The organism is Bradyrhizobium sp. Rc2d, assembly GCF_900099855.1.
In the GTDB taxonomy this organism is placed as follows: Bacteria; Pseudomonadota; Alphaproteobacteria; order Rhizobiales; family Xanthobacteraceae; genus Bradyrhizobium.
In genome coordinates this window covers 201,887-212,532 of the sequence record NZ_FNCU01000011.1, presented here as the reverse complement: position 1 = coordinate 212,532, position 10,646 = coordinate 201,887, and the positions used below count along the sequence as shown (strand labels likewise).

The 10,646-nt window shown below is 65.7% G+C and carries 9 protein-coding genes; all 9 read right to left on the bottom strand.

The features are described from left to right. The coding region (locus tag BLV07_RS50095; RefSeq protein WP_143035434.1) for a transposase at positions 1-260 on the bottom strand (260 nt) is incomplete at its 3' end. Between the two features lie 241 nt (positions 261-501). Continuing rightward, on the bottom strand, positions 502-1,095 hold the full coding sequence (locus tag BLV07_RS16505) for a hypothetical protein (RefSeq protein WP_091887381.1): 594 nt from the start codon (positions 1,093-1,095) through the stop codon (positions 502-504). Positions 1,096-1,178: 83 nt separating this feature from the next. Then, positions 1,179-2,579 carry a selenium-binding protein SBP56-related protein gene (locus tag BLV07_RS16500; RefSeq protein WP_091887379.1) on the bottom strand — a complete coding sequence of 467 codons (1,401 nt, stop codon included), beginning with the start codon at positions 2,577-2,579 and terminating at the stop codon, positions 1,179-1,181. Between the two features lie 276 nt (positions 2,580-2,855). Further along, the gene (locus tag BLV07_RS16495; RefSeq protein WP_091887423.1) at positions 2,856-3,797 is read right to left on the bottom strand and encodes a dihydrodipicolinate synthase family protein; all 942 of its coding nucleotides are present in this window, start codon (positions 3,795-3,797) and stop codon (positions 2,856-2,858) included. Between the two features lie 140 nt (positions 3,798-3,937). Beyond that, positions 3,938-6,019, bottom strand: a complete 2,082-nt coding sequence (locus BLV07_RS16490) for a methyl-accepting chemotaxis protein (RefSeq protein WP_176945573.1) — start codon at positions 6,017-6,019, stop codon at positions 3,938-3,940. A gap of 111 nt (positions 6,020-6,130) precedes the next feature. Further along, entirely contained in the window at positions 6,131-6,901 is a 771-nt protein-coding gene (locus BLV07_RS16485; protein ID WP_091887376.1) for an enoyl-CoA hydratase, read from the bottom strand. Continuing rightward, the gene (locus BLV07_RS16480) at positions 6,898-7,347 is read right to left on the bottom strand and encodes a MarR family winged helix-turn-helix transcriptional regulator (RefSeq protein ID WP_091887374.1); all 450 of its coding nucleotides are present in this window, start codon (positions 7,345-7,347) and stop codon (positions 6,898-6,900) included. The genes BLV07_RS16485 and BLV07_RS16480 overlap by 4 nt, the downstream gene beginning before the upstream one ends. Positions 7,348-7,395: 48 nt before the next feature. Continuing rightward, a complete protein-coding gene (locus tag BLV07_RS16475; RefSeq protein ID WP_091887373.1) occupies positions 7,396-9,057 on the bottom strand; it encodes a tannase/feruloyl esterase family alpha/beta hydrolase in 1,662 nt (553 codons plus the stop codon). 81 nt (positions 9,058-9,138) lie between these two features. Beyond that, on the bottom strand, positions 9,139-10,383 hold the full coding sequence (serA, locus tag BLV07_RS16470) for a phosphoglycerate dehydrogenase (RefSeq protein WP_091887371.1): 1,245 nt from the start codon (positions 10,381-10,383) through the stop codon (positions 9,139-9,141). Positions 10,384-10,646: the final 263 nt, after the last annotated feature.

Below are 10,646 nucleotides of genomic sequence, written 5' to 3'. Positions count from 1 at the left end.
AACGAAGCACGGTCATCCAGCGCCTCTTCAAGCTCCGGATCGGACAGTCCATACCATTGCTGCAGCAGCAGCGCCTTGAACATCAGCAGCCGCGGATAAGCCGGCGCCCCGCGCTCCGGTTCCGGCAGGCCGCGCAGCACGCGCTCCACTGCTGCCCAATCGACCAGTTCGCCAATCCGCCTTAGTACCGGATTGGCTTTCCCCTGCCGCGACACCAGCGCGTCCGCAAAGCTCGGTTGCCCCACCTGCCGATATGCCATTCCCGTCCCCTCCAACCGGTCCAGGGAATCGCAGATTCGCCGATTATGCAAAGTTCTCGCTTGCGGGAGAGGGTTGGGGAGAGGGTGTCTCCGCAATGGGACAATCCCCAAGAGGAGAAAGCCCTCACCCGGCGCTTCGCCGTAGCCGAGGCTTTGCCTCGGCGTGGCTTGAGATGACGGCCGCCGGAGGCGGCCTACGCCTCTCCCGCAAGCGGGAGAGGTGAACCACCCGCGGCTTTAGTCACTGCCGGCTCGACAGATTGAAGGCGAGCGCCACCGCGCCTACCAGAACGAGGCTGGCCGCCCAGATCATATCCAGATTGAACCAGCTTCGCGAGACAAACCTCAATCCGAGATAGCGGTAGACCAGCCACGCCAGACATCCGCCCGCGCCGATCATGGCGGCAACGTGCACCAGTGACACCAGCACCGCCATCCCGAGACTTGCCTTCATTAGCGCGCCAGCGGCCTCATGGCCGGCATCGAGTTCGAAGGCCTGGCAGAGACCGAGATAGATCGGCACGAGCATCAAGGCGGCGCCGTGAGCAATGGCAACGGCAGATGACCAGAGCGCCAATTGCGTTTGCGGAATTCGGGCCAGCGCGCGCGGATGACGCCGGTCGATCAGCCGATAGACGCCAAAGCCGATGACGAGAAGGCTCGCACCGATCTGGATCGAGCGCTGCCACTCGGCCAGCACGAGCAGCAGCGCGAACGGCAGCAGAACGAGAAGCGTTGCCAGGAGATGTCCGGCCGCCAGAGCCCACAATGCACGGAAGAGCGCGCGTGGGCTCTTGTCCAGGAGCCCGGCCGAAACGGCGAGCGGCCATCCCATTCCCGGATTGATCCCGTGATAGAGACCGCTCGCAACAAGCGCGAGCCAGAGCCAGCCAAGCGCCGGGCTCGCGTGTCCCCAATCTAGGCCGACGGGTAGCAAAAGGAGTCCGTCGAACAATCGCCGCCCTCCAGCCTGATCTGGTGCGCACGATATCCGTCAGGGAAGGTCACGAAGTAATCCTTGTCGAGCTCGAGGCCGCCGTCGCGACCGACATTGGCCATGACCTCCACGCCCGGAACTCCGTCGGGATAGAACTGGTCATCCCAGGTGGAATAGAGCGAATTGGTCCAGTACACGCGCCTGCCGTCGCGGCTGATCTCGACCATCTGCGGACCTGCCGCGAATGCCTTGCCGTTCGGATGCGGCGTGCGGCGCGCGATGCCGCCGATGTGGACCGAGCCTGCATGCTTTGGCTTGCGCGGATCACTGACGTCGTACTGGCGCATTTCACCCGTTCCCCAGCAGGAGACATAGAGAAAGCGATCGTCCATCGACAGGTCGATATCGGTCACCAGCGGCGGCACGGCGCCAAAGCCCTGCAGCAGCGGCGGGAGCTTCTCCTTTGGCGCGGGCTCGGGCGGGATCGTCGCCGTCTTCTCCACGTGGAATGTCCCGCCGTCTCGCCACCAGGTCCAGATCGATGCTTCGAGATTGGTGGTGTCGACCACGACACCGACGAAGCCGTACTCGCGAACCGGATCATGCGCCGGTCGTACTTCCAGCGCCATCTGATGATTGGCGCCGAGGTCGATGGTCTGGACGTTGCGACGGGCGCGAAGATCCCAGAAGTGGAGACGATGGCCATATTTATTCGCAAGCAGATCTTCCGGGACGATCCCGTTCTCGAACTGCGGCGGCAACGCCCATTCACTCGTCACCATGTAGTCGCGCGGCAGGTTCCACCAGAAATCATAGTGCAGCGTCTGCGGACCGCGGTCGATCTCCCATCGTCCCAGGACCTCGAACGTCTCGCAATCCATGATGAAAACACCTGGAGGACCGTTGGTGCCGTCCTTGCCGCCACCGCCCAGCGTGCTCACATAGATGCCGTCCGGCCCGCAATGGATGGTATGCGGCCGCGAGTAACCGGTCTTCTTGAAGACTTCATCGGGCTCGATGATCTTGTGGATCTTGGCTTTGGTCGGATCCGGCTTGGTGTCGATGATGTAGATCCGCGACGAGCGCAGTCCGGGGATGATGAGATAGCGCCGCTCGATGAAGGCATGTCCGGCGAGTGGCGACAAGGCGGAGGAGCAGGCATTCCAGCCGAAGTGATGAAACTCATCGCCCTTGTTGGGCATCGTCACGGTGTGGACGATCTGGCTGTAGGTCGGCGATCCCGGCTTGACGTCGATGACCGCGAGAGCATCGGGTTTTGAGAAATCTGGACTGAGCAGCAGCGTGTAGGCAAAGTTCTCCGCTGGTGCTTCCATCGCAAGCTTGGGCGATGCGTGAAAGGTGGGATCCGGCCTCATCGTCATGGCACTGCCTCCCTGTTCTGTCGGTTCGCTCCAACCTGGCTCGGGATAACGGCATAATGAAGAGGTGTTACGCGATGTCTCGGGATTGCTCCGCGGGCCCTGGTTGGCGAGCGTATAATATGTCATCGCCGGGCTGCGGGAAACGGGCGGAATCGCGTTAATTCGACGCCGTCGGGCGAGATGGGCTGATGAGATGAGGGATGGTGCTCGAGTGTGCACCTCCCCCTCGCTGTCGTCCCGGCTAAAGCCGGGACGACAGCGGAGTATATTTGCGCCCTACTTCCCCCACCGCAGCGCCAGCGCATCGCGCTCCTTGGCCAGCTCCAGTAGCCCCGCGCGCGTCGCCGGATGCAGCGGCTGGAGCGGATGGCGCACCGTGTCCGACTTGATCACGCCGCCGGCCTGCATCATCACCTTGCAGGCGATCAGGCCGCATTGGCGGTTCTCGTAATTGATCAGCGGCAGCCAGCGCTCATAGGCGGCTTTCGCTTCCTCGCGCTTGCCGGCGAAATAGGGATCGATGATCTGGCGGATGCCGTCGGGATAGCCGCCGCCGGTCATCGCACCAGTGGCGCCAGCGTCGAGATCGGCCAGCAGCGTGATCGCCTCCTCGCCGTCCCAGGGACCCTCGATGTCCTTACCGCCCGCCTCGATCAGGCTGCGCAGCTTGGCAGCGGCGAAGGGCACCTCGATCTTGAAATAGCGGATGTTGGCGAGCTCCCGTGCCAGCCGCGCGAGCAGCTCGACGGAGAGCGGCGTGCCGGCCACCGGCGCATCCTGGATCATGATGGGAATGTTGATCGCGTCCGAGAGCACCTTGAAGAATTCGACGATGCCTTTCTCGGGCACGCGGAAGGTCGCGCCGTGATAGGGCGGCATCACCATCACCATGGCTGCGCCGGCCGCCTCGGCCTGCCGGCTGCGCGCGGCGCAGACGGCCGAGCTGAAATGCGTGGTGGTGACGATCACGGGAACCCGGCCCGCCACATGCTCCAGCACCGTATGCATCACCGTTTCGCGCTCGGCATCGGTGAGCACGAACTGCTCGGAGAAATTGGCGAGGATGCAGAGGCCGTTCGAGCCGGCATCGATCATGAAATCGATGCAGCGACGCTGGCCCTCGAGGTCGAGCTCGCCGCGCTCGTCGAAGATGGTGGGCGCGACCGGGAACACGCCGCGATAGGGGCGCTGGACCTTGTGTTGTGGCGTGACCGGCATCGAACTCTCCATCCCTGATGTCTCTTACGTCTGTCTCAGCGCTCGCGAAGCGAGCCGGCACACAGATGTACCCGCCGCGCGGACCGGCGGCAATGCCCGCGCGACGTTGGATGGAAGAACTGAGAGGGACTACGAGGCGACTACGCGGTCTTCACGGCGCCCAAGAAGCCCTCGACCGCGACGCGGAGACGATCGGCGTCGGCCGACATCTTCTTGACGGAATCCGACAACACCGTGCCGGCGTTGCCGGTCTCCTGGTTCAGCCTGGCGACGCTGCCGATGGTGTCGGTGACCTCGCGGGTGCCTTGTGCGGCCTGCTGGAAGTTGCGCGAGATCTCGGTGGTCGCCGCGCGCTGCTGCTCGACGGCGGCGGCAATTGCCGTCATCTTCTCGTCGATGCCGCTGATGGCGCCGCCGATCGAACGGATGGCGGCCACGGCCTGCCCGGTGGCGCCCTGGATTTCCTCGACCTGGCGCGAGATCTCTTCGGTCGCGGTTGCAGTCTGCGCCGCAAGGCTCTTGACCTCGCCGGCGACCACGGCAAAGCCGCGGCCGGCCTCGCCGGCACGCGCGGCTTCGATGGTGGCGTTCAAGGCCAAGAGGTTGGTCTGGCCGGCAATGGCGTTGATCATCTTCACGACCTCGCCGATCCGGCTCGCGGTCTGGTCGAGGATCTCCACCGTCGCATTGGTCTGCTCGGCCTGCGCAACGGCCTCGCGGGCCTCGCGGGCGCTGGACTGCACCTGCGCGGAGATCTCGCCGACGGATGCGGAGAGTTCCTCGGTCGCGGCCGCGATGGTCTCGAGATTGTTGGTGGCCTGCTCGGCCGCAGAGGAGACCGCCGCGGTCTGGCTGCCCGATTCCGAAACCAGCGAGCGCACGTCAGTCGCAGTGGCATCGAGCTCCTTCGTCGACGCTACGACGCTCTGGATGACCGCCTGCACCGTATCGTCGAAGCTGCGGCAGGCCGCATCGACGGTGCCGGAGCGGGCGAGCTGGAGCGCCTGCTGCGATTCGCGCTCCTGGCCCAGGCGTTCGGCGGTCGCCGCGCTTTCGCGCAGACTTTCGAGCGCGGCGGCCATGGTGCCGAACTCGTCGGGATGCCGGGATTGCGGCACCGCAGTCGCATAGTCGCGCGCGCTGATGCGGGCGATGGCATCGAGAATGGCGCGCACCGGGCGCATGAGGCGATTGCGCACCACGAACACGCCGGCCAGGGTCACGGCCAACGCCAGTAGGAACGCGAGCGACTGCACGATCAGCTTGGTGAGGGCTTTCTGCTGAACCGTCTCCGCGCGTGCGATCGACTGGTCGAGGGCCTTGTTCGCGATGGCGACGATGGACGCGAACGGCGACTGGCACAGCGTGTTCCATTCCGCGGCGGGCATCGCAGGACGGCCGCTGCCGTCGAAGCTTTTGGTCAGCTCGCCGATCTGCTTGAGGACACCGTTGGTCTTGGCGCGCGCCTCCTTGGCCGCGTTGACGAGGTCCGCAGTCACGTCGGGCGCAGCCAGCAACTCGTCCATGCCGGTCCAGCCGGCGGTGACGATGCCGTTCCAGCCGGCCACGGTCTGCCTCTGGGTCTCGTCCAGCGGCTTGGAGCTGTTGACGTTCGGGCGCAGGGTCGAGCACTGGATGCCGTAGCGGTCGCGCACCTGCCAGGCGAGGCGGCGGGCCTGGATCATGCGGGCGATGAAAGGATCGTTCATCCAGGCGCGGTTCGACACCGCGGTGGACGCGAGATTGGCGGTCTCGATCACCTTGGTGACGGCATCGTACCAGGCGGCGGTGCGCTCCACCTTGCGCTCGCCGCGCGGCAGCTTGGCCTCGTCGTAGAACAGCTGGAATTTCGGCGCGGCCTCGCTCCAACGCTGTTTCAGCGTGCTCGCAAGCTCGTCCCGGCGGGCGAATTCGACGGTGGAGAGCGCGGCCATGATGGCGTCAAAGCCGGCCTGCTCTGCCTTCTCGGCGGCGCCCAGCTTGGCGCGCGGATCGTCCTCGCCGAGCAGCGCGCTCTGAGCATCGCCGCGATTGTTGCGCAAGGACAGCACGCCATGGAAGATCGCCTTGTCGGCGTTCGCGAGCCGCTCAGTCTCCAGACTGTCGCTATAGCGGCCGAAGGCCCCGAGCATCTGGATCGCCGTGCTGGTCAGCGCACCGACCGCCAGCAGCGCCATCAACACCAGGAGAAGCGTGCTTACCGATTTCTTAAACATTGCCATGGGTCGGGGCCTACTCGTCACGAATAGGCCACCTTGCATCGCGACATGCCAAGGTTTGGTTAAGGCTTTAATCAAATACCGCGGTTGTGCCTGCCGGTAGGCCGCGTTCCTTCACCCAACCTTGGTGAAATCAGGCGGACGGCGCTCGGCAAAGGCGGTGAATGCCTCGCGCGCTTCGGCGGTGCGCAGGCGCTGCGCGAACTGCTCGCCCTCCGCGTTCATCTGCGCGACCAGCGCCTCGCCATTGCGCATCAGCTTCTTGGTGGCGATGAGCGCGCCGGCCGGCTGGCGGACCAGACGCTGGGCGAGTGCGAGGGCCTCGGCATCGAGCTGGTCGAGCGGCACCACGCGGTTGGCGAGGCCCCATTCCAGCGCGGCCTGCGCCGGGACCGTCTCGCCGAGCGCGAACATCTCGTAGGCTCGGGCGTAGCCGATGCGCGCCGGCATCAGCAGGCTGGACGCCGCCTCCGGCACCAGCGCCAGGCTGACGAACGGCGTCGACAATTGCGCATTGTCGGCGAGCACGACGAGATCGCAATGCAACAGCATCGTGGTGCCGACACCGACGGCGCGGCCCTGCACGGCCGCAACCAGCGGCCGGGTGCATCGCGCCAGCGACTGGATGAAGCGCACGACGTTGCGGCTGCCTTCCGACTTGCCCGCAGCGACCGCTGCGAATTCGCCGACGTCGTTGCCGGCAGTGAACATGTCGCCCTCGCCGCGGATCAGGATCACGCGGGCCGACGGATCGAACTCGGCGGATTCGATGCTGTCGGCGAGCTTGCCGTACATCGCATCCGTGAGCGCGTTCTTCTTGTCGGGGCGCGCCAGTGTGAGGATGAGAATTCCACCATTGCTCTCGATCCGGACGTGCTCGGTCATTCCTCTACCCCTCTTGGAAACTTGTCCTGAATGCTCGTCAGCCAGCGCGCGACGATGTCGATCTCCGCACTGGTGAATCCTTCCGTCAGCGCCGCGTTGACTTCCGCGGCGCCTGCTTTCGCCTGCGCCAGCGCGGTGCGCCCCTTCGGCGTCAGCCAGATCCGCCAGGCGCGCCCGTCCTCGCGGTCGGCTCGCCGTTCGATCAGTTTGGCGGCCGCCGTGCGGTCGACGAGGCCGGAAATGCCGGCCGGGCCAAGATCGAGCGCCGCGCCGGCCTCGCCCATCAGGACGCCGTCCTGTCGGCCGAGGATGAAGAGCAGCCCGGCCTGCGCCGGCGTCACCTCGCTCTCGGGCCGAGCCGCCATCCAGCGCTGCAACCGGCGTTGCGCGACGCTCAGCAGGTAGATCAGCCGATGGTGCGTGGGTGCACCGACATTATTTCGCATGCGAAATATCTAGCTGAGCGCAAGGCGGCTGTCAAACGAGCCGTTTCGCTACGGCGCACAGGTAAAGCTCGAGGCCTCCGTCACCGGGCCGCTCTTGTAGTGCGGCCAGGCCGGCCAGCGGCACAGCGGCAGCGCGCGGGTCACCGCAAACGACGGCGCCTCGACCTTCTGCTCGGTGACTTCGAGATCGCCGGGCGCCTTGCCGTTCTCGACCCAGTCGACCAGCGCGCTCAGCATGTCGACATTGGCCGGCGCCCCGGAGCCGACATGGTCGACACCGGGGGCGGTGTAGAGCCGCGCAAACTCGGCCGTCTCGGCCTTGCCGAGCTTGCGCTCGACGCTCTCGAAATAGCGGATGCCGGCATAGGGGCTCTGTGCGTAGTCGGCCATGTGCTCGAGCATGATCAGCCGGCCGCCGCGCATCCGGAAGCGGCTGAGATCGGGATCGGTCGAATCCATCAGCTTGGAGACTTCGAGCAGCCGCGCCTTGTGCTCCTCCAGCTTGTAGGTGGTGACGTCGAGCTTGGGATCGCGCGCGAACACATATTGAATGCCGCCGGCACCGTAAATCCAGGCGATGCCGTTGTTGGGCGCAGGCGGCTGCGCGGGTGGCGCGGTGCCGAGCCACCAGGCCACCCAGCCGCCGGTCGGGCCGATTGCCGGCGTGTCCTCGCCGGAGATGCCCCAACCCGGATAATCGTCGAGACCATTGGCGAGCGCGAACGGGAATTTGTAGGTGCCATGCAGCGTGTTCACGGCCTTGATCTGCGCCTCGGTGAGGCACTGATGGCCGCTCTGGCCCGCCGCGCAGCGCAGCATCTCGACCTTGAACGCCGCCTTGCAGGCGACAGGATCCTGCACCAGCGCATCGTCGGAGCCATCGGCCTTGTCGCAGGCCACGCGCACGGCATCGCCGACGAGCTTGACCTGCGCCGGATTGATCCAGCCCTCGCCCATGGTCGCGAGACCCGAGCGGGTGCCGGCATGCTGCAAGCCGACCCAGTTGATCACGGGCACACGGGCGAAGATGCCGTCGAAATCGTCGGGGTAGCGCTGGGCCATGGTGAGGCCTTCGCGGCCACCCTCGGACGAGCCCATGAAATAGATCTTGTCCGGCTTCCTGCCGTAGGCGCGCTGCATCAGCGCGACGGCGGCATCGCGCACCTTCTTGTAGGCGCGATGGGCGAAATTCTCGAACGCCTCATCGTTGAGCGCGAACAGCTGCGGTGGCTCGCCCTGCTTGGTCTCGTGGCCGGAATCGGTGCCATAGGTGACGAAGCCGCGCGCCAGCGGTGACGGCTTGTCGAACGGATAGGCCGGCGGCAGCGCAAGTCCCGTGATCAGCACGCCATTAAAACCGCCGCCGCCATATTGCAGCGAGCGCCCGTTCCATTCGCCGGGAAGGTTGACCTGGAATTTGATCGGCGGCGCCTTGGGATCGGTGGGATCGATGTGTCCGAGCACCTTGCAGAAGCGCGGATTGGCCGGCGTGATGCGTCCCGACGGCGTCGGCCCACGCTCGGCGACAGCAAGCTGCGACGGCGCCTGCAGGGTCGCGGAATCAATCTTCACGGCGTCCGTGCCGCCGACGAGCGCCTTGCAGACGGCATCTGCATCTTCCGCCAGCGTCGCCGCCGACGCGCTGCCCGCAGTCAACGCAGCCGCGGTCCCTACGAGCAAGACACAGAGCTTCGCACGCATTTGCGCCATCGTTCCCCCCGTTTTCTATTCTCGTTCGATCCGTCAGGAAGCCGCATTGAAGGCGACCTCCGGCCGGCCGTCAATGACGCGCTAGTGCTCGAACACCAGCCGCGCGCCGACCGTGCCGTCGAGGGCGCGGATCTGCTGGAGCAGCGCGGCTGAATCCTGACCGCCGAGGTCGGCGTCGAGCACGACATAGCCGAGGTCGCCGGCGGTCTCCAGATATTGCGCGGCGATGTTGATGTCGCGCTGGAGGAAGACTTCGTTGAGCCGGCGCAGCATGCCAGGCACGTTGCGATGGACGTGGCTGAAGCGCGCGCCGGAGGGGCGTAAGTGCAGCTGCACCTCGGGGAAGTTCACCGCGCCCATGGTCGATCCCGTGATGAAATAGTCGATCAGCTTGCGCGCGACCTCACCGCCGATGCGCTCCTGCGCCTCCTCGGTCGAGCCGCCGATATGCGGCGTGAGGATGACGTTCTCGAGGCCCTGCACCGGACTCTTGAACCGGTCCGCGTTCGAGGAGGGCTCGACCGGAAACACGTCGACGGCCGCGCCGGCGAGATGACCATCGCGCAAGGCGCGCGCGAGCGCATCGAGATCGACCACGGTGCCGCGGCTGTTGTTGATCAGGAACGAGCCTGACTTCATCGCCCGCAGCTCCTTCTCGCCGATCATGCCTGATGTCTCCGGCGTCTCCGGCACATGCAGGCTGACGATGTCGCTCTGCGCCAGCAGCTCTTCCAGTTTCTCGACCGGCTCGGTGTTGCCGTGGCGGAGCTTGTCGGTTCGGTCGAAATAGATCACGCGCATGCCCATGGCTTCGGCAAGCGTCGAGAGCTGCGAGCCGATATTGCCGTAGCCGACGATGCCGAGCGTGCGGCCGCGGACCTCGCGGCTGCCGGTCGCCGACTTGTCCCAGCCGCCCTCATGTGCCGACACCGAGCGCGGAAAGATCCGCCGCAGCAGCATCACGATCTCGCCGATCACGAGCTCGGCGACGCTGCGCGTGTTGGAGAACGGCGCGTTGAAGACGGGAATGCCGCGCTTGTGCGCCGCGGTGAGATCGACCTGATTGGTTCCAACGCTGAAGCAGCCGACTGCGAGGAGCTGGTCGGCGGCGCCAAGCACCTCGTCGGTGATCTGGGTGCGCGAGCGGATGCCGAGCAGCGACACGCCCTTGAGCGCCCGCCGCAGATCTTCGCCGTCCAGCGCCTTGGTCAGGCGCTCGACATTGGTGAAGCCCGCGCTTTTGAACAGGTCGACAGCGCTGTCATTGACGCCTTCGAGCAGCAGCGCCTTCGCATTCCGCTCGGGGCTTTGGCCTGGGGCTGGCATGGTGTCTCCGTAAGTAGCAGCTTTGCCGCAGCTCATAGACCGCGGACGGTCCGCGGCACAATAGGGATTGGATGCGGGGAGAAGATGGCGGCGGCCGGTAAGCAGGGAGGCACCGCTCTCAGCTTCAAAGTCGTCCTGGCGAAAGCCAGGACCCATTATCCCAGACGCCTGGTGTCCGGCAATCTGGGGCCACGAGATCCCCAGACAACACGGGACGGTGGTAATGGGTCCTGGATCAGCGCTCGCTATCGGACAACGCTACG

What these genes read in the sequence shown, in the direction of transcription:
- BLV07_RS16475 (WP_091887373.1), bottom strand. Translation starts at nt 9,057, where the DNA reads ATGGCGCAAATGCGTGCGAAGCTCTGTGTCTTGCTCGTAGGGACCGCG.
- serA (WP_091887371.1), bottom strand. Translation starts at nt 10,383, where the DNA reads ATGCCAGCCCCAGGCCAAAGCCCCGAGCGGAATGCGAAGGCGCTGCTG.
- BLV07_RS16505 (WP_091887381.1), bottom strand. Translation starts at nt 1,095, where the DNA reads ATGGGATGGCCGCTCGCCGTTTCGGCCGGGCTCCTGGACAAGAGCCCA.
- BLV07_RS16485 (WP_091887376.1), bottom strand. Translation starts at nt 6,901, where the DNA reads ATGACCGAGCACGTCCGGATCGAGAGCAATGGTGGAATTCTCATCCTC.
- BLV07_RS16490 (WP_176945573.1), bottom strand. Translation starts at nt 6,019, where the DNA reads ATGGCAATGTTTAAGAAATCGGTAAGCACGCTTCTCCTGGTGTTGATG.
- BLV07_RS16495 (WP_091887423.1), bottom strand. Translation starts at nt 3,797, where the DNA reads ATGCCGGTCACGCCACAACACAAGGTCCAGCGCCCCTATCGCGGCGTG.
- BLV07_RS16500 (WP_091887379.1), bottom strand. Translation starts at nt 2,579, where the DNA reads ATGACGATGAGGCCGGATCCCACCTTTCACGCATCGCCCAAGCTTGCG.
- BLV07_RS16480 (WP_091887374.1), bottom strand. Translation starts at nt 7,347, where the DNA reads ATGCGAAATAATGTCGGTGCACCCACGCACCATCGGCTGATCTACCTG.